A 21,462-nucleotide genomic window follows, 5' to 3' on the forward strand; every position below is an offset into this window, starting at 1 on the left:
AATAACTCATTGCCATGCTGCCAACATCTACATTGAGGCTGGTGCCTTTGTCGCTTTTCACTTTATCCACGACCACGGGCTTGTCTGATTTAATGGTCAGCGCCACTTCAGATTGGCTTTGCACCGCATAGTTCATCAGTGGGGCAATAGGTTTCATTGGGCTAAGTTTGGCCAGTTCTGGATTGCCATCGCTGCTTTTGTGGTTGGCTGCGGTGTCTTTCGTGTTCGGATTTCTAATCTCTAGTTGCTGCGCCATAGCTTGCAGGTCTTGTAGCTGGCTTAGTGTCGGGTCTGTGCCGGCGCGTTCAAATAGGTGAGTGCTCTTGGTGTTAATGGCTTCATTGGTGGTTATATCCAGTTTTGCGCGTTTGCCGTTGAGTTCATCCATTTTGCTGGATATCTCATTTATTTGATTGATAGGTTCGTCTGCATCACTTCCCCAGTTAAAAAGGTTTTTTACTGAGTCCATGATGTAGCCCAGTCCCACGAACTTATCAATAAGGTATGTCACGGCAACAACTGCTGCCGCAATACCGGTCACGATTAAGCCGATAGGGTTGGCGTACATAGCGACATTCAGTGCGACAAATCCCAGTTTTACCAGCGCAATGGTGGCGATAATTTCTTTGAAGTTTTCACTTAAAAAGAGAATGCCGCCGCCCAGGGATTTAAACACGGTAAACACGCTGCTTACGGTTTCCCTAAGCTGCACTATGGCATCGTTGCGCCAGTCCATGTTTTTCATGTTTTCAGCTAGGTCGCTAAATACCACTGATAGCTCTTTCATTACTGGGGTTAGCGCGCTGACCTTGAGCGAGTCCATGATGCGCAGTAGCTTTTTAAGCCCCGCACTAAAATCACCGGCGGCAGTGATTGAGCTTTCATCAATAGGACCGCCTGTGTCGCGCAGCTCTTGCTTGGCTTTGTTCAGGCCATCAACACCGCCTTTAAGCACTGACAGCATTTTCTCACTGTCACCACCAAAGAACTCGTCCGCCATAAAGTTTTGCTTAGCCACATCAGTTTCTCTGGCAATTTCACGAACGATGACCTCGTAAGCGGCCATGACGTCTTTTGCATTCTTAAGGTCGTTATAAGCCTGCCTGTTGCCAGTGTCTTTGAAATAGTCATTCATGGCGCCAGAGCCTAGGCTTTTCATTTCACCCCAGCGCAAGCTCATTTCTTTAATGGCGGCGTCCATGTCATCAACTTCTGCCCCTGCCATTTGTGCCTGTAGGCGCAGGGCTTGCAGTTGTTCTACGGGCATAGAAACATCTTTAGCGGCAAGGGATAACTGCTTTACCTGGTTAGCGGTGTCGTTAATGATGGCGCCATAAGCCGCAACTGATGCCAGCGCTCCTACGCCAATGGCCGCGGCGCCTTTGACGGCTTCCATTGAGGGCAGCTTGATGGCGTTATTCATCTTTTTGAGGGGCGCGCCGTACTTTTTTAGCGTGTCATAACGCTTACTGACTTTATCCACCGCTTTACCGTGTTTATCAAAGCGCTCTGTTAATCGCGCATATTCACTATCAAGCTGGCTGGCATCAATGCCTGCTTTTTTCATGCCCTTGCTGTTTTGCTTAAGTCGTAGCGCGTGGTCATCACTGGCTTGGGTAAGCTTATCGACTCGCTCAGTTTGTCTAAATATCGCCATAGTGAGGGCGTGATTAGGCTTGTTGGCGGCAGCAGCATTAGCCTTTAGCGCTTCAAGTGCTTTTGATTGGGCGATAATTTTGGCGTTAAGCTTACTGCTAGCGGCGGTGGAGTTTTCAGTCCCAGCCTTGAGTTTGGCGAGCTGTTCTGTTTGCCTGGCTAATTGCTCGGTTTGCTCAGTGATAGCATCATTGAGCGCCTGTTTTTTCTTGGCGCTGGCATCTTCTTTGGCTTGCAGTTCGGCTAACTTGTCCTTGGCTTCATTCAGGCTTAAGGTGTTTTTCTCCATTTCTTTATTGATTAGCCGGTGCGAGTCAATCATGTGCAGCGCGGCGCCGGTATCTGATTGCGCTTGCTGCATCTCTTTGATTTTTCTTGTGTGGTGATTGGATTCGCTAGATATAGCTTTGAGTGGGGCGCTAACTTTATCAATCAACCCCATGACTACTGAGAGGTTCATTTTCATGGTAATTATTCCTTATAAAAAAAGGGAGAGCGTTAGCCCTCCCTTTGGTGGCGAACTCGCGCCATTTCACGAAACAAAATCAAATCATCGAAACTTAGTTTATCAATCTCACTGGGTGGCCAGTGAAATACCACCGCAAGGTCGGCATAAAAGTCCTCTACATGATTGAGTTGATGCGCTATTTGTTCGTGTTGACGAAAAAACTGGCAATCTGCAACAGTAGTGGCGTTAAGTTCTCAACATCAAGGTTAAGCAAGTCGCGCTCATTCAGGCAGCTAATGCGCGTTAACAGGGTGCCACAGGCCGCAAAGTCCATTTGCACAACATCGACCAAGGTTAGGCCGCGCAAGTCGCCAGCGCACGGTTTACGCAGCTCAATCGTGTCAATCATGGCGCCCGCCTTCTCAAACGGCTTGGCTAGGGTTACGTTAACTGTTTTTTGAGTCATCAATGTCACCAAGTTCTTCAGTTAGCTCTTGCACCAGGGTTTTACGCCCGCCGCGATTAGGGTCGATGGTCATCACGGCTTTAAATAGGATTAGCGCTTCTTGCTTTCGGCCATCTTCCAGCATCAAATCCCCCACAAGGCGGTACATTTTCACTTTCAGCGCCGAATTAATGGCAAACTTGCCATGAGAAATATCCGCCACCAATTGCACTAAGTTAATGCGGTTAAATTTGCGCTTTTCAATGCGCGCCGCATGAGCATGTTTAAACACGATGTCACAAAAGGCGGTTTGGCCGTTGGTGTTCCAGCGCCTCGGGGTGCTAAGTCCACGCTCGACCGCGGCCTTAAAGTCATCATGCACTTGCTCAAGTTGGCCGCAGTCCACTTGCCACAAGAAGTACCACCACAATAAATCCAGTCCTTCAAAGCTCTTTTTGGTCGCTAATAGCTCTTGCGCGGTGGCTTGGTACTTCTTAATCAGCTCCGCTCTAAAGGCGTTTTTTTCATCAAAGCCTGCCAGTGTGCGCACCAGCTCTAAGTCAACCTCCAGCATGTACTGAATATCACTCCATGACTTACCTTTCAGTGGGTTATGGATAGGCAGATTGGTTGCTGTGTTGCTTGCGCTTTTTCCTGTGCTCACTTCACTGCCTTGCGGTGCGCTTTCTTCGGTGGTTTCACCTAAGGCAAAAGGCGCTGCCGCTGGTGTTGCATTAGCCGCAGCAACTAACGCAGCTTTCACGGCAGCTCGTGCCTGGCGTTTTTTAAGTAACGTCTGCATGGCTATCCCTTATTGTGGAATGAGTTCGGTACCGATAAACGTAACTTCAAGCTGGCCGTCTTTAACCGCCAGCTCTAGCGGGTTACTTACCCAGGCATTCATTAGGGTGTAACTTTTGCCGCTGTTTAAGTTAAGGGTGAGGTTTTCCCCTACAAAGTTAGCAATAGCGGTTTCATCAGTGCTTGCAGCATGGACTATGGTCACTTTAATGCTTGGCGCAGTGCTGAACGATTCAGAATGCCCCAGCACTCCAGCATCACCATAAACAGGCTCGCGGGTAACACCGCCAAAAGACAAGGTGCCGCCGTCTTTGGTAGGTAGGCGCCCAAGGGAGCCTGCATCTAAAAAGCCACGGCTAGTTATTTTTGTGCTCATTGCTTACTCCGTTGCTATTTACGAAATTGAATTTTGCCAGCAACAATAATCAGACCGTTGACGAACTGCGGGCTGTCTTGATAGTTGAGGCGAGTTTTGTTGTTCTTATCGAGTGTGACAATGAGGCTCTTTTTGTAGCCGTCAAAATCCTGCACTATGCCCGCATACTCTAAGGTGCGGTACAGCGCCAGCAATTCACCCTTGACCATGGTTGGGGTGGCAATGGCTTGCCCTTGCGCAAAGCTCGTGCCATCAGCGGCCAATTTGTGGCGACCGTAGCGGCTTAAAATCAATGAACGCTGCTTTTCACGAAAGTACATGGCCGTTGCTGGTGTCATAACATCGAGGTAACTGTCATCACTCACGCCAGCGGCATTTTCGGTGTAGGCAGTAACAGCGCGCTCCACTTGCACCGCGCCGGTCGCGGTCACGGTGTACGTGCTCATGCCTTCATGCAGTAGCAGGTTGCGCTCAGTCCAATCAAACTCACTGGCCGCCATTGAGTACACGCCATTAAGCCCCAAGGTTTGCAGTGGGCGACACGGGTCATTTGCCAGTGATTTCGCAATTTGGCCTGCCCACGCTGCCACAGCTTCGCTATCGGCAAGTAGGACGTTATTTGAGTCGCACAGCGCATTAATCGACAAGATGTTGATTAAAGGGCAATTGGATTTATTGCCAAAGGTGACAAGCTCAGCATGGCTTCCTTTTTTGGGGATATAGGCAATGCCGGGGATCATTTCTAATGCGCTATAACGCGCCTCTAAAAATTCACCTAAATCACGAATAGTAGTGTCATCGTTGAGCGCGCAAATAATATGGTGATATTGCGTGTCACCTAGCGCGGCCAATGCCATCGCAATGTCATCACCCGCCACGCTAATGGCGTAAATCGGCAGCGTGACTTGCTGCTTATCTAAGTAGCGCATCATTTTGGCAATGTCAGAGCCTGCGCCAAATTGCTCAATGGCGGTGTCTTCATTCATGCACAAGACGACTTTATTAGCCGGTGTAGTGGGCGCTGTTTGTTCAGCGTTATTGGGTTTCGTTGAGCCAGCGGGTAGCGCGTTGCCAATCACCAGTATGGATTGCTGCTGCTCGGCGCTATTGGCTAAGCTGTTATCAATTTCAATGTACACACCTGGTACACGGGCATTGCTGGGTACTTCACTAAAGCTAATACTCACGGTTATTCCCCTTGCTTGTTCTTATCATTCATCATGACCACAGAGCCATCCATGATGCGGCGCAACCAATAACTGCTGCGCGGTTTGGTTTCCCCTTTTTGCGCCAATGGTGCGCGGGTGATTGGGTCGCGTACCAGTAAGGTTTTACTGGTCGGTTTAATGTTGAATACAGACATTTAATCCTCCACATTCTTAAGTAATTCAGCGCGCATCATGCTCATGAGTTCACGCTCAAGGGTTGGCGTCCAACCGATAAAGGTTCGCTTGGCCATGCGGTAATTTCGTTTTTGTAGGCGACCGCCGCCCCACTTATTGGTGCGGGTGTCATAAAAACCTTTTACGCGAGTGGCAAATGACAAGGTGGCGCCGTCGTTGTGCTCGCGGCCAATCTTGGCGGCAATGCCTGTCAGGCCAACTTCAAACCCCACAGCATCTGCTTGGGTTCTTAATGAGCGACTTAATCCCGCCAACATGTTTCGTGAACTGTTGGTGTTAATCGCTTCTTTTTGCGCTAAACGGTTGCGCGTTCGTAGCTTGGTTGAGCGCGGCTGATAGGGCGCGCCATCTATATCTCGCTGCTGGCGAATTTGACCACGAAAGAACTTGCGAGGATGGTTGGCCAGCATGCGGTTAAGTGCTATTTTTTGAGTGGGCGAAAGCGCAGCACCTTCCAGCATGTCAGTTAATGGCTTGGGGCTATAAAGCTCCATCACACAGCCCCCCAATCACGCCAACAAACTCAAGGGGCGGCAGCTCTGACTCAATGGCCGCTAGCGCAAAGTCACTCATACATTCAAAGCGGGTGCTGCCTTGCTGCCAAATGCCCGCAGGGTTCTCACTGAGGGAATAGGCTTCGCGCATTGGGATTTTTAAGTACAGGTCAAAATTGCCGTTATCCAGTCGCTGCGTGGCAAATGATGGCGACTCTAGCCCCTTGCTTGAGCGGTCAACATCAAACTGATTAAGCCAGTTCACTAAGTGCATCATCAAAATGTGTGGCTGCACGTTCACATCAGTCATGTTCACGTGCACCAGGTAACTAATATCAAAGCCATCAATGGTGAGCCCTTGAGCGCACTCTAGGCTTCCGTCCTCCGCCCACACTTCAAGGTTCTTAGGGTCAACAATGGACTGGGTAAACAATTCAGTCAGGCTTTGCAGTGCTTTCATGGTTAGACAACCTCAAAGGTGTACATGGGCTTGCCGTTAAGCAATAAGTCCACGGCTTGGCGATATTGCACCAGACAATGTTCGGCTTTGCTCTGCAGTGCCTCTTGCCTGTCGGCGGCTTCGGCGGTCGCGTCTGTGCTGAGTTTGTTGCCAATGACGTTGTGCGCGGCCAGTGAAAATACCGCTTGCTTGTACAGCGCTATCCCAGCGGCAGAATCGCCAAACCAGTGCAGTGATAACGCATCCAGTGAATCATGTTTGGCAATGGCGGCGGCTAACTCTTGATGCACTGTGATGCGCGCTAAACCTAGGCGGTGCAACATGCCGTTTTCGGTTTCATTGCTTAAGAAGTGAAATAGCCCTTGAAACTCAGCCACACTGAGGGTGGGATAGCTATTGGTCGCGGGTAAGCGGCCATCAAAGACTTCATTCTTATCACCCACAAACGCCATACGAGACATAAATAATCCTTTGGAATGCAGGCTCAACGGCAGCGTGTCACAAGAAACGCATTTTCTTGATAGCGCAATCGAGAGCCTACACGGGGTGGAGTCGGTTTAGCGGCGGGTTATACCCACGCGCCATCAATCAAGAGTTTTACGTTATCAAATTCAACGGCAGCGGCTTTGCCCAGCTCTTCAATCACATAGGCCATGTTCATGGACTCAAAGTTTTCTACTTGGTCGCGCTCATCGTTTTTCTTGCCCACAGCGCGGCGCACTGAGCCGTTTTGAATGTAAATGGATAAGTTCTTATAGCTAGTGACCAAAATGCCACTGGCAGGGAAACCTGGCACTGTGACCGCAGGTAAGCCGCCGTAAGTACCAATGACCTGTAAGTCTTCAATCTTGGCTTTTTCGCTAGGTGTGTTGCCTTGCGCCGCATAGAACTTGGCTTTTTCATACGCCAGCAAATCCGTACCAATAATGGCCACTAAGTCTGGCGAGTTAGCGCAAGCATCACTCAGTAATCCCTTAACGTTCATGACGGCCAAGTCAAGGTTGAGGTAATCACCCCCTTCACCAATGCGAATTTCACCCGTTGTTGCGCCTTCGGTCATCATGGCGCCTGGGTTGTGCTCACGAATGGCTTGGAACCAGCCTTTGCACACGTCTTCACCATTGGGGTGGGTAGTGGCGTTGGTGTCAGCGGCGCACTCCTTACCGTAAAAGCCAATCGTGATTTGGTTGGCCGCAATCTGGTCACGGGTTTGCGCAGCAATCAGGGGCGCAAAGTTTGGCAGGTGAGCGAACGCATCCAACTGGCTATAGCGAATGTGAGTATCAAAGTTCACTTGCTCGCATAAATACGGCATAGGCGTTAAATCAAACACGCTTTTAGTTTTGCGAATGGCGCCCTCTTTGGTATTGGTGCGACCGGCAATCATGCCTGATACTCCCAGCCCCAAGGCTTCGCCTTTTTGGTTGTTCACTGGAACAATGTTGATGCGGCTTAAAAACCAGTTACTTTCGCGCAGTTTCGCCACAATGTGCTGCGTGGCAGCAGGGGTGACGCTGAATTTTTCGGTGGCATCCGCCACGCCATGTTGCTTGGCCACAGTCTGCACGTACTTGGCTAGCTGAATTTTGGTTGCTTCTTGCATAATATTTCGCTCTGAAAAATATAAACTAATGAATGAGTTGTGCGCTTAGTGCTGGGTGTGGCTTATAGCCAATCTGCATCCTCACCACCGCCCGCAAGGGTACGGTCACCGCCATCATTGATTTTGCTGAGCAATGTTTTCATTTCCGCCGATTCAGCGCTTAACGTTTCGACTTGAGCGGTGAGCTTTTCAAGGGCGGTGGTTTCACCTTCTGGCGGCGTATCACCATCATCAGTGGTGGTCGCGCCTGCGGACAGCTTAGTAATGGCGCCAGTTAACGCGTTCAGGCTCGTTTGGATTGCGGCGTTCTGTTCGTTGTTTTTTGAGAGTAATTCTTTAAGTTCTTTATCCACGGATTCATCCTCTTGGTTATTTGATTCATGAGCATCTGACTCAGTAAAATCAGGGTGGCTAGTCAGGAAAGTTACCAGCCGCTTAAATAGGCTTTTATCTTCACCGTCCAGCGCAGGCGTGTTGGTTGCCGGCTTATGCGGTGTCGCAGGCTTGTGCGTTGTTGCCAATTCGCCATGACCGCCCATTGTGGCGCCAGAAGATAAAAAGGCTTTGCCATCGTCACCCACGCTCTTGGAAGATAGGTGTATTTGGGTAGTCCCCAGTGATGCAGGTTCATCCGTCAGTGCTAAGCCAGTTAAATAGCTTTTGCCCGTATTGCAGTAATTCGGCTCAATTTCGCAGGAGGTATGCAAAAGTTGATCGCGTTCTATCGACGCCAACATCTTGGAGTTGGGCTTAAGGACAGCCCACAGTTCGCTGCCTCGCGCCTCAAGGCTCAGCACTGAACCGTACTTCTCACTCCAAAAAGAATGCTCAGCATTAATGCGGGCGTTGTATTTCTTGGGGTCGTACAGCTCTGCCATATCATCAATAGCTTTCTGCTCAATATAGCGACCGTCAATAGTTGGGCCTGCCGTCAAGATACAAACCGGCTCTGATTGAAACATGTGTATTCCCTCTGATTGTCGTTATCTCAATTTACCCACTCACCCCTACCTTTTACAGCGGCGCGCATTCTATATAAGCCTTTGTAGAAACAAGGATTACTGAGTGATTTCGCTTTCTGTCGCACACTAAAAGCATTGAAGGCGCGAGCGCGCTAATGGCTGGCGCCCAAAGGATGAATGAAAGGACGGTATGCAGACTGAAACACCGATTTACACCCACGCGCAAACTCAGGCGCTGGGGTTGTATTTACGTCAATACGACACCAAAGAAATTGCGACTGAGCTCAGTGTGAATGCGCGCACTGTTCAGCAATGGATCTCTAAATTCGCGTGGAAAAAGATGCGCGATGATTCACCCGTTGAATTAATGCTGCGCCAGCGCATTGCGTATTTGCTGTGGATTGATAGAAAGCATGCGGAGCAAATGCGAGAGCTTGAAATGCTGCTCGAGCAAAAGCACAAGCAGGATGAAGCGGCGCAACGTAAAAAACGCCACACCCAGCAAGGTGAAGGTCGCAGTGGCGCGACAATTGGCAGACCAACCAACAAGACTAAAAATGATATTTCAGGCATTACCCCTGAAATGCTGCGTGAGTATTACGACAAGAAATACTTTGCTTACCAAAAAGCCATTCACGCCCAAAAGCAGGATGACAGCATCAATGAAACGCGCTTTTATTTAAAGTCGCGGCAAATTGGCTTGAGTGACTACTTTTCATTTGAAGCGTTTGAAGATGCGGTGGTGAACGGTGATAACCAAGTGTTTATCTCGGCGTCACGCAAGCAAGCTGAAATTTTTAAAAACTACATTCGCAAGTTCGCGCTTGAGATTGGTGGGGTGGAACTTAAGGGCAAAGACAGTATCACGCTCAGCAATGGCGCAGAGCTGCATTTCATGTCAACCAACATCTACACCAGTCAGGGCTTTAACGGCCACATGTATTATGACGAAGTGTTTTGGATCCCAAGCTTTCAGCGCCTGGATGATTATGCAGGCGGCATGTCAATTCAAGCCAAGTTCAGAACCACCTACCTGTCTACGCCATCATCTACCGCGCATGAGGCCTACCCGAAATGGACAGGACCAAAAGCGCTTGGCATTGATATTAGCCATAAAGCCCTGAAAAAAGGCAGCTTAGGCGCGGATGGTATTTTTCGGCAAGTCATCACGGTGGATGATGCCATTAAGGGCGGCGCCACCTTTTTCAACATGGACAAGCTGCGCCGCAAATACCCCATCAAAAGTATTTTTGATAACTTGCTGCGCTGCGTGTTCCTGGATGATTCCGAATCCTTTTTTAGTATCAATAAACTGCTGGCCTGTAAGACTGATTCTGCCAAGTGGAAAGACGTTGATTTTGAATCGCCGCGCCCCGCAGGGGATGCGGAAGTGTTGGTGGGTTATGACCCAAGAGGCGGTGGCCAAGGGGAAGGCGCGGATGATGCGGGGCTTATTATTGCCTTAAAGCCTACCAAAAAAGGCGGCGTATTTCGATTTTTAGAGCGCGTCAGGCTCAAAGGCTCAAGCTATGAAGAACAAGCCAAGGCCATTGAAGCGGTCACCAGAAAATACAACGTGGTGCATTTAGAAATGGACACTGGCGGCGTGGGCTCGGCAGTGGCTGAACTCGTGCGCAAATTCTACCCCAGCCTTAAAGAAGTGGATTATAGCCCCGATGTAAAACGCATGATGGCGTACAAGGCGCGTGAAATTATTAACGCAGGGCGCCTGCAATTTGATGATAGCTGGGATGATGTGGTGCATTCATTTTTGATGATCCGCCAACACACCACTAAGGCCAGCAATCAAATCACCATGGTGTCAGCGCGCACCAAAAAAGGCTCGCATGCCGATTTAGCCTGGGCAGCCATGCACGTATTGCACTGGGAACCCATCGACATAATGAACGACAACGAAACAACAATCGCGTTTTTGTGAGGAACTAGCATTGATCACTTTTGATACCCCTGAAAGCGTCATGGTCGCCGATATTTTAAGTTACATGGAAGTGGCGCTGATTGATGGGCTGTATGCGCCGCCCATCCCACTGGACACACTGGCGAAGGCCGTGCGGGCTAACCCCATGCATGGCTCAGCGCTGTATGTTAAAGGCAACATGGCTTGCAGTGCGGTGGCACTATCCACTGTACTTAAAAAGCGCGACTTTAGGCGCTTTATGACGGATTACCTAACCTTTGGTAATGGCTATTTGCAGATAGTGCGCAACGGCTTGCAGCAAGTGGTGGCGATTAAGCACTTACCGGCGCTGTATATGCGCAGAAAAGCCAAAGTGGACGAATACACATATAAACCCAAGGAATATAGTGACGAGGGGCAAGTGCATTACCGCCCTGAGCAAGTCTTCCATTTAAGTGAATATGACGTAACGCAAGAGCTGTATGGATTACCGCAATACATAGGTGCCTTAAGCTCTATCTGGCTAAATGAAGATGCGACCTTATTTCGCCGCAAGTATTACCGCAACGGCTCGCATGCAGGTTATTTGCTGTATATGAATGACGCCAATCTCAGCGATGATCAAGAAAAAGAAATTAAGCACAAACTGTCGACACAAGATGCCTTTAAAAATCTGTTTGTGAACGGAAAAGGTAAAGACAGCAAAAAGCCTGAACTGACTCCCATTGGGCAAGTGGAAGCGAAAGATGCCTTTCAGGCCATTAAGAACACCACCACGGCAGACGTGTTAGCCAGTCACCGCATACCACTGGATCTAATGAGCATAGTGCGAGAAGGCTTTAGCAGTAATGGGGACTTAAACAAGGTGGACAGGATTTTCTATAAGAACGAACTGGTGCCGCTGTTGGAGTCTGTGATTGAATTAAATGATTTCGTGGGGGCTGAGGTTGTCACGATTAAAGGCTATGAGGGGCTAGAGCCCCTGAAATGACGTGCCGGCTAATGCGAGCATTAAGGCTTAAGCGCCTGTAGCAAGGCTCGATGTTTAGCGCGGCATTCCTGGTACAAGATAATGACAGCGGTTTTCCACTGAAAGTGCGCATCTTTTGCTGTGCTGTCAGGGATTGGCAGTGGTGGGCAAGGCGCTGATAGTGCGCTATCAATGTGGCGTTCAATAGGCGTTAGCGGCTTGGGTGATATGTTGTAGCTTGCGCAGCTCGTCAGCGTCAATGCCATGCACACAAACAAGAGTTTGCTGTTTATCATAAGTCACTCTATCTACGGGTTGAGTTAAGGGCGCAGGTGTGGCCTGCGGCTGCGCTAGTTCAAGGTGTTCTGCGGCAATGACCTTATCCACACTGGCTAAAAAGTCCGTTTGATTGTTCATCAATTGATGAACAATCACGCTCTGTTTTTTGGTCTGCTGATTAGCCAGGCTAATGGCCTTATCTGTTTGGCTAATGGTGCTTTGCTGCGCTTGGTGCAATACCGCGCTGGCGCCGCTAGCGTAACCGGTGTGATATGCCCCAAACAGCGCAGCCAGCAATATAGATACTAGCGCTGTGGCCACAATGACCCACTTAATCGGCATGATGCACGCGCCCTGTGTCCATGTAGAACTTACAAAAACCAATAAACACGCCAGTAATAGCAGCGTACTGCACTAGCGCAAATTCGCTATGTACATTAATCGGGATAGAGAAAAAATACGTATTCACCTCAACCCACATCCAACCAACAAACACGCTCATTAAACGTGGCCATATGCGCCATTGATTAAATTGCTCTGGACTCATAAGCGCAACTCAAAATGCACCAGGTCATCAAAGTTGTTGTCTTTGAGGTCAAAGTCGCCATCCCAATCACCGCCCCAGCGAATAGCAATCCCCATAGAAGCGCCAATGCCGATAACGACACCGGCGAAATAACTAAAGCGCTCGCGGTCATGCCAGTCAATCGGGTAAGGCGCAACATCAACGGCAAGGCTAGGTGAAGCGTTGTGCCTGCCTTTGGGATAGTGCAATTGGCTTTTGCCTTCACTGAATAATGCGTTTTGCTCTGACTCGTTGCGATAACCGCATAAAATCGTGCAATCACACACTTGTAAGGCTTGTTCCATGACAGCTTGCAAGTCTGGGTGACAGGTCGGCAATCGTGAAGCGCTAGTGCGGCTAAAACGATTCATAAGAGCGCCTTAGCAACGCCAAAAGCGCCCGCAATGAGCGAGCCAATAACAAGTCTCACCATCCATGTTTTATCAGACTCTAAATTTACTACGCGCTTGGTGAGGTCATCCTGCTTGGTGCGGGTTTCGGTGAGTGACTCAAGCATTTGGCGCATGATGATGTTTTGCTCTTGCGTCAATGCCACCAGGTGTTTCATGGTGGCATCAATGCGAGCAATATCTTTTTCGGGCATATCAATCTCAAATAGGTCATTTGAGATTGATAATAAGGCTTGCGCGAGCACTTAAAAATGATGGGGCTTTCTACATAGCATTTGTAGAAGAATCAATGCTATCCCCAATATTTCAGCGTTGATATTTCAGTGATGCGACTTACTACTTTAATTCTGTAAGTCGTATTAGCGGGTATTGTTGCCACACAGGTAGCCATAGCTGTTGTGCCTTGAATTATATCGCTAGCAATTTTGCAGTATTCGCTGCCGCTACCCGTGCTTACGGTGATTGACGCTCTTGGGGTGTTGTTACTTGCCCAGGCAATAATAGATAGCATCATTTCGCAACCACTATCGTTGTTGACTTCACCACTGTCATAGCTAGTGTGCGAGCTGCCTGTATATTCCTCATACAAAGTTTTGCGCCACCTTCTAGTCATCATTTTATCGGCAGCACTTAAGAAGCTGGGTTTGTCAGTGACACTGTTCCAGTTGTGGGAGTGGGATACGGGCGCAGCTCCCACTTGCTCGGGTGTATGACCGTGAACCGCTGGCGCAGCGCCCACTTGCGCAGGCGTGTGCGCGGCATGACTGGCTTGATGGTTATTAATCGCGTTTTTATTGCTATCCACCGCCGTGGTGAGCGAGCCAAGCTTAGTGAAGATGGATTTAACGGCGTCACCGGTTTGCGTTAATGCATCAGCCACTTCTTTGATAGTATCAAGCGTTGCGGCGGGTACGCCGCCATAAATATCTTCTTTGACCTTGTTTGCGGTCTGGGTGGCGAAGTCTTGCAGTTGCTGAATAAGCCCCTTTTTATTCAAGGTGGCCGGCGTCACAAACTTCTTGTCATTAACGCTTTGCGTCACTTCATCATGAGTGGCTGCCAGAGGGATTTTGCTGTCAACGGACGCAATGGCCGCATTCAGTTCATCATGCGTGGGGTGGGTCAATGACGTATCGGTCACCACCACAACATTGGCTGCGTTTGATAATGCCGTTTGAATATTGATGATATAGGCCGCGATAACCGAACGACTTGGGTCTATGAGTGTCGGGCGGTAAGCACTGATTAATATCAGCTCCCCATCTTCATCATAAATACCCACGTTGCATATCCAGTGGCCTTTGTGGTCAGGATTATCATTGTTAATGGTAACACCACCGCCAATAAACCCTTCGGTGGATGCACGCTCAAGTTCAATGCGCGCCCACTCATGGGCAATCTCAGTCGCATTTACATCTGGAGCAATATAATTTGCGGGGTCGCCATTAATACCACCAAAGCCCATGTGGGTAAGCTTTAGCGTTTTATCGGCATGGTAATATTCTTCAAGCTTTTGCTGACCGCGCAAGGTCATGATGGTGTAATACAAATTCATTTACGCTCCTATTGATGTTCGCAGAGCGCTCATCATTGATTTAAATTGCTCAGTGTTCTTGATGATAAGGCTTGTACGAGCGCTTAGATATTGGGGGGCATATAGGGTTTGTAGATAAATCAATACTACCCCCAATATTTCAGCGTTGATATTTCAGTGATGCGACTTACTACTTTAATTCTGTAAGTCGTATTAGCGGGTATTGTTGCCACACAGGTAGCCATAGCTGTTGTGCCTTGAATTATATCGCTAGCAATTTTGCAGTATTCGCTGCCGCTACCCGTGCTTACGTTGATTGACGCTCTTGGGGTGTGGTTACTTGCCCAGGCAATAATAGATACCATCATTTCGCAACCACTATCGTTGTTGACTTCACCACTGTCATAGCTAGTGTGCGAGCTGCCTGTATATTCCTCATACAAAGTTTTGCGCCACCTTCTGGTCATCATTTTATCTGCAGCCGTTAAGAATGCCGGTTTTTGACCAATAGATGCCCAATCATGAGAATGCGCTGCTGGCGCGGCACCCACTTGCGCAGGAGCGTGAGTGTGAGCTGCTGGTGCGGCACCTACTTGCTCGGGTGTATGGCCGTGAACTGCTGGCGCAGCGCCCACTTGCGCAGGCGTGTGAGTGTGTGCTGCTGGTGCGGCACCTACTTGCTCAGGAGCGTGAGTGTGAGCTGCTGGTGCGGCACCCACTTGCGCAGGAGCGTGAGTGTGAGCTGCTGGTGCGGCACCTACTTGCTCAGGTGTGTGACCGTGAACTGCTGGTGCAGCACCCACTTGCGCAGGAGCGTGAGTGTGAACTGCTGGCGCAGCACCCACTTGCTCAGGTGTGTGACCGTGAACCACTGGTGCGGCACCTACTTGCTCAGGTGTGTGACCGTGAACCACTGGTGCGGCACCCACTTGCTCAGGAGCGTGACCGTGAGCCACTGGTGCGGCACCTACTTGCTCAGGAGCGTGAGTGTGAGCTGCTGGTGCGGCACCTACTTCCTCAGGTGTGTGACCGTGAACCACTGGTGCGGCACCTACTTCCTCAGGTGTGTGACCGTGAACCACTGGTGCGGCACCCACTTGCTCAGGTGTGTGAGCGGCACGACTCTCTTGATGGTTATTGATCGCATTTTTATTGTCATCCGCGGTAGCGGTGAGCGAGCCAAGCTTGGCGAGGATGGATTTGGTTGCATCACCTGTTTGAGATAGCGCATCAGCCACTTCTTTAATAGTATCAAGTGTTACGGCGGGTACGCCGCCATAAATATCTTCTTTGACCTTGTCCGCGGCCTGAGTGGCATAGTCCTGTAGCTGTTGAATCAGTCCCTTTTTATTCAGTGTTTCCGGAGTGACAAAGTTTTTGTCATTGACGCCTTGCGCAACTTCATCATGAGTGGCTGCGTGAGGAATCTTGCTTTCAACTGACTTAATGGCTGCATTCAGTTCACCATGAGTAGTGTATTGCTCATGCGGATTGTCCTTTTTAGCATGCTGAATCATTGCCTGAGATACATCATCAATAGATGCGAACTTTTTAGCGGTATCCACGACTACAGTAATATGATCCACATCAGACAGCGGTAAATGCACCATAATCGTTCGCTCTGATAATGCCGATACTAAGGTGGAGGCGAGTGCGCCCCATACAATTAAATCGCCCTCACTATCAATAAGCCCCACCTCACGCAGCCACTGACCTTGATACTTAGCAGACATGGCCGATGACATAAACACGCCAGCGGCCAGATAGTCGCTTGACTGATCAGTGATGGCTTCGCGGCCAATCTCATGAGTGAGGCTTTTGCCGTCTGCGTTGGGTATGACGGAAGTGCCATTACCATCACCTAGTGCCAAGGCGGTAATCACAAGGCGCTGTCCTGCGGCAAGCTGGTTAAGCTTGGTTTTTCCTATGTTGGTGACAATAGCGAATTGTTCGCTATCACTCGCTATTTTTGTCATTTCAATCTCACTTCTATATGTTCAACGGTTGTTAAGTACGGCGCAGTAAATAATGAGCCGTACACATTAAGCGGTTTGTCGCCAATGGTTATTTCATGCACCACTGTATGATAAGCGCCCACATAAGCACTCATTGGCGGCTTAGAGGCAGTAATATCAAACTGCCACTGAAATACAGTGTGAGGCAGGCGCTCTTGATTAAAGGCACTCACCATCGGGTTGTAGTCCTTACTGGCATCAACCATCACAGTAATTAAGTTCGGTGTATCGGAGCTGTCACTGACAAGGCCGTTTACACCGTGCTCAGCCATCAAGCGCTGATAGTCCTTAAGGCGCCACCCAAACAGCTCGGTATCAAACTCAGTCAGTAGTGCTAGCTGCACTTCATCATGCGTCACCTTAAAGTCAGCCCCCATGCCAGCAATTAAGTTATTTAGCTCACTATTGGTGGGGTCTTGCCAATACTGGCCTTGGGGCAACAATTGACGCAGTGCGTGAGCAAAGTCCTCGTCACTGCGTTCAATGATTAAGTCAGCGGTGTCCATGTGATTTCTCCTAACGTGTGGATTTCACTGTCAGTGAGGAACAACTCTTCCGTTGGTCGCTTAACCAAGTAGTTGCTGGTGATAGGTGCAATCGCGATGACGATTTCAGTAGGGGACAAGGACACAGGCACCGGCGGCACGACACTATGGTCACGTTGCCCCATTTTGCGCATAAACAGCTCTTCAATGGCTTTAGTGATATTGAGCCTGATGCTTTCATCTTGAACATTTTGGATTTCAATATCGATTGGCTTTTTGGTTGGTAGCATCACATTGGGGTGACAGCCCGCAAGGCGCACATCTTCAATGTATGCCTTGACCGTATCAATGACGGCAGATGGCAGTGACGGGTCGTTTTGCCTAGTACCAATATAAACCTGAACCATGCCACGCTCTGGGGTGTTATCCAGCGCCCAGGCATAATCCACATCAGCATGCGCAGAGCGCGCCCACGCTTCATAATCACTGCGCCGTCCAACCAATACGCCCATGTTAAAGACAGTACAAATACGCTCGCGCCAATGCTCCACATCTTCAATGTCAGCGCCACCATCAATGCCTAGACTGATAATGTTATTCGGGTTAATGCCACTAATGGCTTTTGATAGGCTAAGAACGGCGCCCGCATCAAGATTGCAGGCGTTGCCGGCAACAAGGGATACCACTTCAATATCAGTATCACTGAGCTGCGCCTTCGTGGTGACATATTGATGACCTACCTTACTCACTATCACAGTGCCTTTAGGGATGGGTACCGCGCCGCTTAACTGCTCAAGGCGTACCGAGCCTTGCGCAAAACTTGGCAGCAACCGCTCAACATCATGACGCTTAGCATGAAGGTATAACCATGGCTCAGAGGCGGTTTCTGGCAATAACTCACGAAACAGTTGGTCTTGATAACCGTATTGGCCGTAACTCACCCCAGCAATGGCGCAAGCAATCGCATCAATGGCAGGGTTGCGTTGCCCTGTTTTGGCTATCAAGGTCGATGTAGCCCGCTCAATCAGTGAGGCTAGGCTGCGCTGCGTACTCATAAAGGCACCTCTAATGTTAGGCCGGTGTTGGTGGTTATCTTGACGGTGCGACTTATGGCAGTTGGTGATAGGCGTTTCACTTCAACCTCAAAAGAGGCAACGTGACCTTTATCCACCAACCACTGCAGGGCGTCTTCATAAAACCGCTTGGCGCGGCTCAAGGTTTGGTCAGTGAGCTTTTCGCGCTCAAGCGTCCAGTCGCGCGAACCTACCGCTGGCACATAGGCATCATGCCAGCAACCGCCGCGCTGGTTGTTGCCCATGCGGGCTTGGTCATTGGCGGTGGCGCTGCCATGATTGAGCACACTTTGCAGCACGGCATGCTTTAACCCCTCAAGGGTAGCTAGAGGCGCACTAATAGCGCGTAAGGTGAAATAACTCATGTCACTTTATAACTCCCTGCTGAGCTGCCACTGGTGACATTCACCAGCGCATTGGCGGTGATTTCTTCAATCACGGCGTTGGCGATAGCCTCCGCAAGCGCTGCTGAGCGGGCAAACTCGCCATCAACAACAAAGCCTTTGCTTTTCATTTCTGTCACTATTTTGCCTTTGAGTGACTGTGGATTAAGTGCCATTAGGTTTTCCCCGCAAATACTGTGCTTGAGCCATCAACATGAGGACTCCCCGTGAACGGGCAAATGCTTTCGCAAGTGACAACGCCCGTTCCATCGTTGAGCTTGATGTTTTTGCCATGAGCAATAACATCACCGCCCGCGGTGACGTCCACATTCTTCTTGGCGTTCACCGTGACATTTTCATTAGTGGTGATAACAATCCCATTCTTGGTGAAGTGCACCAGATTGCCTTTGTCATCAAGCATGGCGACTTCGCCAGGCTGTAACTCCATTTCATGCTCTTCATCTTCAACACAAAACGACACACCGCGACTGCGAACGCCACCCAAAAACAACAAGTACGCGCGGGCGCCGATATTGGGGCGACTCATAAAGCCGTAGTTGTGTAGCCGTTTTATGCGGTCTGAGGCGCGACCGGTGGAAGTCTTAATCTGCAATACTTTGGTTTCAACACCAGTGACGTCACCAATGGCGAATACGTTCTTAATGCGGCTCATTAATCGGTTAAACATCGGTGTTTTCCTCAAAGGGTCTAAACAGTGACAGCGAGGTTTGTGCATCGGTATCACTGACCGATAGCGACACCGATTTAATCAGCATGATTTCATTGAACCCTTGGCGCGTATCAACCACGCTCACGGTGCGGTTAATGGCGTTGCCAGTTAGCTCACTGAATAGACCAGGAATAGTGGTTGATACGGTGACACCTTGAGCAATGGCTGAGTCGCGTTCATAGTTCGCGCGAGCCAGGCATGAATCGGCGCTTTGTAATTGGTCAGACACTATCACCAGCTTGCGCTGAGTATTCGCCGGTGCGTAAGTCACCACCGCATGCGCATCATCCCACTGGCCTTGCACCTCAATGTGATAAAACTGCTTGGCAAAGTTGCGCTCAATCGCCAGTGATTCGATATTGACGCCAACCTCAAGGCGAATGCCTGCCAGCGCTGCGTGAGCTGGGTTCTCTAACACCAACACGCCATTGCGCTCAACCAACACCACGCCTTGCTCCTTGGCTATTTGCGCCAAGTTATCAACCGGCGATTCCGCATTAATTTGAAATTCCTCAACCACTTCAAGAGCGCTTGGGTCAACGTATGACTGCACCGATAAACCAAAGTCACTCGCCACACTCGCTAATAGCGTGGGCAACGACTGGTCATACAGTGCATCCATCGTTATTTTTGAATCAATCATGTTGGCACTGAGCGAACGCCCAGATAGGCGCATAGCGTATTCACTGCTGGCAGTGTTGGTGCCTACCGTGTCTATGGTGCCAATGAATACCCGCGCATGATTGAGCAAAAACTCCACCGGCAAAGGGGAGGTGATAGCCATGGGCTCAATGGTGCAACTAAAGGTGTGCGCCAACTGCTCTATGTCAAAGGTCAGCTCTGCGCTCATAAATACTGTCGGCTTACCCGCTACCATCAGGGTTAACGTGCTCATGAGGCCACCGCTATCGCTACATCACCGCATAAAAACAACGGGTGCAGTGACGGGTTAAGCGCCACCACAAGCGCATCGGATGCATGATGGTTGTGAGCCAAGGCTAGCGCAGGCACTCCGCGCATGAGCGTGTCATGTTGCACTGGTGCGCTGCCAAGCTTGACCTTATCCACTTGCGCACCCACACCATCCCTGAGCACCACCAAGGCATTGAATAATGCCAAGCTTTCTACGGTAGACACTTCAGTGGCTTCCACAATGCGCGCATCTATCTGGACGGCTAAGCGTTGCAAGTCATTGAACACCACTACGGGCTGCACACCTGAGGCCACCACGGAATAACTGTCTCGCTGCTCAAGGGTGGCAATATCCTTATTCATCAAGGCAGCAGCAACGACTAGCTGCACGTTAAAATGATGGCTTGGACTGTCAGGATTAACGAGGCTTAGCATGGCTGCTTGCGCAATGCGGGCGTTATCAATGGCCGAACTCACCAGTGACATGTTGGCGACACCACCACTAACACCAACGCGACCGGCTAACATGGTGCTGGCATAACTGCCTTCACTGCGTACTACTTTGGCCACGCGCTTGATGGTACGGCTTAGCTGCCCCGCGAACTGCGCGGGCGCATTGGCAATGCTTGAAATGGCAACCAAGGCACTATTAAGCTCAGTGCTTAACTCAGACAGTATTTGACTAGGAATGGCCAACATATTTGATACGCGCTGCAGCTGAGTGACAAGCGATGTAAATTCCGCCCGTACTTCATTAATCTGCGCCACACTCGCGACATAAATCTCCTCAATAAATGACGCCGTTGATACCTCAATGACCGCATCCGCTTGGGCTACAACATCCACCACTTGGCCAGCCACCACAGGGCTGAGCGCTGGGGCTTTGCCGTCCATCACGAAAGATAGAGATAGCGTGACCACGCCGCGCTTAGTGTCGATGGTTAATGAGTGCGTCTTAAACACCAGCGGCAACTCACCCAGCCACGGGTGCTCAAGCTCGCCCTTGGGGGTAGTGGCTAAAGACGCAAGCAACGCATTGGCATCAACCAATGAGTTAGCCCCCACCATGACCACCTCAAGTGACACATTGCTGGCCGCACTACCCATGACTTTAATCAGAGGTAGATCGGCATACGGGATTTCACTGATATGCAGGCGCTGTCCACCGTCAAGCGTGGTGCTTAAGATGTTCAGCGCTAAGCCGTTCCAGCGTCCCTGTTCATATATTCGTTCCCACATTTAGCAATAAATCTCCAATGGTATGCACTAGCGCACATAGTTATGCGTGACGGAGGCGCGCATGCGTTGCGTCGGCTCTCCCTCCCCTCCACACCGAAAGTGTCCACGTTAAAAAAACGAAAAATACACGACTGCATAGCCACGCTATGAACTGCACGGTAAGCATTTGATTTAATTCACAAACATTTGGCGAAAAAGTAAGTAAATAATGATCGCCTTAGATCGCGATCGTTCGTTTTTGGTGTTATTTACACGGACTTAATTTTTTGGCACCTGTTTTGACCGATTTACTCACTAAAAA

Annotated in this window: 27 protein-coding genes; 2 read left to right on the forward strand and 25 right to left on the reverse strand. The window is 49.7% G+C overall.

Annotated features, from left to right (window positions below; all coding sequences use genetic code 11):
• The 12 genes from AC1HDP_RS00005 to AC1HDP_RS00060 all read right to left on the reverse strand — a co-directional run.
• On the reverse strand, positions 1-2,122 hold a 2,122-nt coding region (locus tag AC1HDP_RS00005), incomplete at its 3' end, for a hypothetical protein (protein WP_479637146.1).
• A 32-nt stretch (positions 2,123-2,154) separates the two neighbouring features.
• Positions 2,155-2,256, reverse strand: a complete 102-nt coding sequence (locus AC1HDP_RS00010; protein ID WP_479637147.1) for a GpE family phage tail protein — start codon at positions 2,254-2,256, stop codon at positions 2,155-2,157.
• A 44-nt stretch (positions 2,257-2,300) separates the two neighbouring features.
• Positions 2,301-2,570 carry a phage tail assembly protein gene (locus AC1HDP_RS00015; protein ID WP_479637148.1) on the reverse strand — a complete coding sequence of 90 codons (270 nt, stop codon included), beginning with the start codon at positions 2,568-2,570 and terminating at the stop codon, positions 2,301-2,303.
• Entirely contained in the window at positions 2,551-3,351 is an 801-nt protein-coding gene (gpM, locus tag AC1HDP_RS00020; RefSeq protein WP_479637149.1) for a phage terminase small subunit, read from the reverse strand. The genes AC1HDP_RS00015 and gpM overlap by 20 nt, the downstream gene beginning before the upstream one ends.
• 9 nt (positions 3,352-3,360) lie before the next feature.
• On the reverse strand, positions 3,361-3,726 hold the full coding sequence (locus AC1HDP_RS00025; RefSeq protein WP_479637150.1) for a phage tail tube protein: 366 nt from the start codon (positions 3,724-3,726) through the stop codon (positions 3,361-3,363).
• A gap of 14 nt (positions 3,727-3,740) precedes the next feature.
• Complete coding sequence (locus tag AC1HDP_RS00030) at positions 3,741-4,913, reverse strand: phage tail sheath subtilisin-like domain-containing protein (protein ID WP_479637151.1); 1,173 nt, start codon at positions 4,911-4,913, stop codon at positions 3,741-3,743.
• Between the two features lie 2 nt (positions 4,914-4,915).
• Complete coding sequence (locus AC1HDP_RS00035; RefSeq protein WP_479637152.1) at positions 4,916-5,089, reverse strand: DUF2635 domain-containing protein; 174 nt, start codon at positions 5,087-5,089, stop codon at positions 4,916-4,918.
• A complete protein-coding gene (locus AC1HDP_RS00040) occupies positions 5,090-5,623 on the reverse strand; it encodes a phage virion morphogenesis family protein (protein ID WP_479639786.1) in 534 nt (177 codons plus the stop codon).
• Positions 5,610-6,083, reverse strand: coding sequence for a phage tail protein (locus AC1HDP_RS00045; RefSeq protein ID WP_479637153.1), 474 nt, complete (start codon positions 6,081-6,083; stop codon positions 5,610-5,612). The genes AC1HDP_RS00040 and AC1HDP_RS00045 overlap by 14 nt, the downstream gene beginning before the upstream one ends.
• A 2-nt stretch (positions 6,084-6,085) precedes the next feature.
• Positions 6,086-6,544 (reverse strand): head completion/stabilization protein, encoded by a 459-nt coding sequence (locus tag AC1HDP_RS00050; RefSeq protein ID WP_479637154.1) that lies wholly within the window; start codon positions 6,542-6,544, stop codon positions 6,086-6,088.
• A gap of 107 nt (positions 6,545-6,651) precedes the next feature.
• On the reverse strand, positions 6,652-7,686 hold the full coding sequence (locus tag AC1HDP_RS00055; protein ID WP_479637155.1) for a phage major capsid protein, P2 family: 1,035 nt from the start codon (positions 7,684-7,686) through the stop codon (positions 6,652-6,654).
• Positions 7,687-7,748: 62 nt separating this feature from the next.
• Positions 7,749-8,648, reverse strand: coding sequence for a GPO family capsid scaffolding protein (locus tag AC1HDP_RS00060; RefSeq protein WP_479637156.1), 900 nt, complete (start codon positions 8,646-8,648; stop codon positions 7,749-7,751).
• 190 nt (positions 8,649-8,838) lie between these two features.
• Here AC1HDP_RS00060 and AC1HDP_RS00065 point away from each other — a divergent pair, with 190 nt between their 5' ends.
• Complete coding sequence (locus AC1HDP_RS00065; RefSeq protein ID WP_479637157.1) at positions 8,839-10,587, forward strand: terminase large subunit domain-containing protein; 1,749 nt, start codon at positions 8,839-8,841, stop codon at positions 10,585-10,587.
• A gap of 10 nt (positions 10,588-10,597) precedes the next feature.
• Positions 10,598-11,557, forward strand: coding sequence for a phage portal protein (locus AC1HDP_RS00070; RefSeq protein ID WP_479637158.1), 960 nt, complete (start codon positions 10,598-10,600; stop codon positions 11,555-11,557).
• Positions 11,558-11,737: 180 nt separating this feature from the next.
• Here the strand turns inward: AC1HDP_RS00070 and AC1HDP_RS00075 are convergent, their stop codons facing one another.
• The 13 genes from AC1HDP_RS00075 to AC1HDP_RS00135 form a co-directional block, all read right to left on the reverse strand.
• Positions 11,738-12,157 (reverse strand): hypothetical protein, encoded by a 420-nt coding sequence (locus tag AC1HDP_RS00075; RefSeq protein WP_479637159.1) that lies wholly within the window; start codon positions 12,155-12,157, stop codon positions 11,738-11,740.
• Positions 12,147-12,362 (reverse strand): hypothetical protein, encoded by a 216-nt coding sequence (locus tag AC1HDP_RS00080; protein WP_479637160.1) that lies wholly within the window; start codon positions 12,360-12,362, stop codon positions 12,147-12,149. The genes AC1HDP_RS00075 and AC1HDP_RS00080 overlap by 11 nt, the downstream gene beginning before the upstream one ends.
• On the reverse strand, positions 12,359-12,751 hold the full coding sequence (locus tag AC1HDP_RS00085) for a M15 family metallopeptidase (protein ID WP_479637161.1): 393 nt from the start codon (positions 12,749-12,751) through the stop codon (positions 12,359-12,361). The genes AC1HDP_RS00080 and AC1HDP_RS00085 overlap by 4 nt, the downstream gene beginning before the upstream one ends.
• Positions 12,748-12,984, reverse strand: a complete 237-nt coding sequence (locus AC1HDP_RS00090) for a hypothetical protein (RefSeq protein ID WP_479637162.1) — start codon at positions 12,982-12,984, stop codon at positions 12,748-12,750. Before AC1HDP_RS00090 ends, AC1HDP_RS00085 begins: the two co-directional genes overlap by 4 nt.
• Positions 12,985-13,082: 98 nt before the next feature.
• Positions 13,083-14,345 (reverse strand): phage tail-collar fiber domain-containing protein, encoded by a 1,263-nt coding sequence (locus AC1HDP_RS00095; protein ID WP_479637163.1) that lies wholly within the window; start codon positions 14,343-14,345, stop codon positions 13,083-13,085.
• Positions 14,346-14,470: 125 nt separating this feature from the next.
• Positions 14,471-16,300, reverse strand: coding sequence for a phage tail-collar fiber domain-containing protein (locus AC1HDP_RS00100; protein WP_479637164.1), 1,830 nt, complete (start codon positions 16,298-16,300; stop codon positions 14,471-14,473).
• Positions 16,297-16,845: a hypothetical protein gene (locus AC1HDP_RS00105; RefSeq protein WP_479637165.1), complete on the reverse strand. Its 549-nt coding sequence runs from the start codon at positions 16,843-16,845 to the stop codon at positions 16,297-16,299. Before AC1HDP_RS00105 ends, AC1HDP_RS00100 begins: the two co-directional genes overlap by 4 nt.
• Positions 16,827-17,879 (reverse strand): baseplate J/gp47 family protein, encoded by a 1,053-nt coding sequence (locus AC1HDP_RS00110; protein WP_479637166.1) that lies wholly within the window; start codon positions 17,877-17,879, stop codon positions 16,827-16,829. Before AC1HDP_RS00110 ends, AC1HDP_RS00105 begins: the two co-directional genes overlap by 19 nt.
• Complete coding sequence (locus AC1HDP_RS00115; RefSeq protein ID WP_479637167.1) at positions 17,876-18,262, reverse strand: phage GP46 family protein; 387 nt, start codon at positions 18,260-18,262, stop codon at positions 17,876-17,878. Before AC1HDP_RS00115 ends, AC1HDP_RS00110 begins: the two co-directional genes overlap by 4 nt.
• Entirely contained in the window at positions 18,259-18,456 is a 198-nt protein-coding gene (locus tag AC1HDP_RS00120; RefSeq protein ID WP_479637168.1) for a hypothetical protein, read from the reverse strand. The genes AC1HDP_RS00115 and AC1HDP_RS00120 overlap by 4 nt, the downstream gene beginning before the upstream one ends.
• Positions 18,456-18,968 (reverse strand): phage baseplate assembly protein domain-containing protein, encoded by a 513-nt coding sequence (locus tag AC1HDP_RS00125; RefSeq protein ID WP_479637169.1) that lies wholly within the window; start codon positions 18,966-18,968, stop codon positions 18,456-18,458. The genes AC1HDP_RS00120 and AC1HDP_RS00125 overlap by 1 nt, the downstream gene beginning before the upstream one ends.
• Positions 18,961-19,905, reverse strand: a complete 945-nt coding sequence (locus AC1HDP_RS00130; RefSeq protein WP_479637170.1) for a hypothetical protein — start codon at positions 19,903-19,905, stop codon at positions 18,961-18,963. The genes AC1HDP_RS00125 and AC1HDP_RS00130 overlap by 8 nt, the downstream gene beginning before the upstream one ends.
• Complete coding sequence (locus AC1HDP_RS00135) at positions 19,902-21,161, reverse strand: DNA circularization N-terminal domain-containing protein (RefSeq protein ID WP_479637171.1); 1,260 nt, start codon at positions 21,159-21,161, stop codon at positions 19,902-19,904. The genes AC1HDP_RS00130 and AC1HDP_RS00135 overlap by 4 nt, the downstream gene beginning before the upstream one ends.
• Positions 21,162-21,462 lie beyond the last annotated feature (301 nt).

This window comes from Shewanella sp. ISS20, assembly GCF_056522965.1.

Excerpts from the sequence above, each read along its gene's own strand:
- AC1HDP_RS00115 (WP_479637167.1), bottom strand. The coding sequence starts at position 18,262 with ATGAGTTATTTCACCTTACGCGCTATTAGTGCGCCTCTAGCTACCCTT.
- AC1HDP_RS00110 (WP_479637166.1), bottom strand. The coding sequence starts at position 17,879 with ATGAGTACGCAGCGCAGCCTAGCCTCACTGATTGAGCGGGCTACATCG.
- AC1HDP_RS00100 (WP_479637164.1), bottom strand. The coding sequence starts at position 16,300 with ATGACAAAAATAGCGAGTGATAGCGAACAATTCGCTATTGTCACCAAC.
- AC1HDP_RS00050 (WP_479637154.1), bottom strand. The coding sequence starts at position 6,544 with ATGTCTCGTATGGCGTTTGTGGGTGATAAGAATGAAGTCTTTGATGGC.
- AC1HDP_RS00120 (WP_479637168.1), bottom strand. The coding sequence starts at position 18,456 with ATGGCACTTAATCCACAGTCACTCAAAGGCAAAATAGTGACAGAAATG.
- AC1HDP_RS00025 (WP_479637150.1), bottom strand. The coding sequence starts at position 3,726 with ATGAGCACAAAAATAACTAGCCGTGGCTTTTTAGATGCAGGCTCCCTT.
- AC1HDP_RS00090 (WP_479637162.1), bottom strand. The coding sequence starts at position 12,984 with ATGCCCGAAAAAGATATTGCTCGCATTGATGCCACCATGAAACACCTG.
- AC1HDP_RS00085 (WP_479637161.1), bottom strand. The coding sequence starts at position 12,751 with ATGAATCGTTTTAGCCGCACTAGCGCTTCACGATTGCCGACCTGTCAC.
- AC1HDP_RS00125 (WP_479637169.1), bottom strand. The coding sequence starts at position 18,968 with ATGTTTAACCGATTAATGAGCCGCATTAAGAACGTATTCGCCATTGGT.
- AC1HDP_RS00045 (WP_479637153.1), bottom strand. The coding sequence starts at position 6,083 with ATGAAAGCACTGCAAAGCCTGACTGAATTGTTTACCCAGTCCATTGTT.
- AC1HDP_RS00075 (WP_479637159.1), bottom strand. The coding sequence starts at position 12,157 with ATGCCGATTAAGTGGGTCATTGTGGCCACAGCGCTAGTATCTATATTG.
- AC1HDP_RS00135 (WP_479637171.1), bottom strand. The coding sequence starts at position 21,161 with ATGTGGGAACGAATATATGAACAGGGACGCTGGAACGGCTTAGCGCTG.
- gpM (WP_479637149.1), bottom strand. The coding sequence starts at position 3,351 with ATGCAGACGTTACTTAAAAAACGCCAGGCACGAGCTGCCGTGAAAGCT.
- AC1HDP_RS00105 (WP_479637165.1), bottom strand. The coding sequence starts at position 16,845 with ATGGACACCGCTGACTTAATCATTGAACGCAGTGACGAGGACTTTGCT.
- AC1HDP_RS00035 (WP_479637152.1), bottom strand. The coding sequence starts at position 5,089 with ATGTCTGTATTCAACATTAAACCGACCAGTAAAACCTTACTGGTACGC.
- AC1HDP_RS00055 (WP_479637155.1), bottom strand. The coding sequence starts at position 7,686 with ATGCAAGAAGCAACCAAAATTCAGCTAGCCAAGTACGTGCAGACTGTG.
- AC1HDP_RS00040 (WP_479639786.1), bottom strand. The coding sequence starts at position 5,623 with ATGGAGCTTTATAGCCCCAAGCCATTAACTGACATGCTGGAAGGTGCT.
- AC1HDP_RS00130 (WP_479637170.1), bottom strand. The coding sequence starts at position 19,905 with ATGAGCACGTTAACCCTGATGGTAGCGGGTAAGCCGACAGTATTTATG.
- AC1HDP_RS00080 (WP_479637160.1), bottom strand. The coding sequence starts at position 12,362 with ATGAGTCCAGAGCAATTTAATCAATGGCGCATATGGCCACGTTTAATG.
- AC1HDP_RS00095 (WP_479637163.1), bottom strand. The coding sequence starts at position 14,345 with ATGAATTTGTATTACACCATCATGACCTTGCGCGGTCAGCAAAAGCTT.
- AC1HDP_RS00015 (WP_479637148.1), bottom strand. The coding sequence starts at position 2,570 with ATGACTCAAAAAACAGTTAACGTAACCCTAGCCAAGCCGTTTGAGAAG.
- AC1HDP_RS00065 (WP_479637157.1), top strand. The coding sequence starts at position 8,839 with ATGCAGACTGAAACACCGATTTACACCCACGCGCAAACTCAGGCGCTG.
- AC1HDP_RS00060 (WP_479637156.1), bottom strand. The coding sequence starts at position 8,648 with ATGTTTCAATCAGAGCCGGTTTGTATCTTGACGGCAGGCCCAACTATT.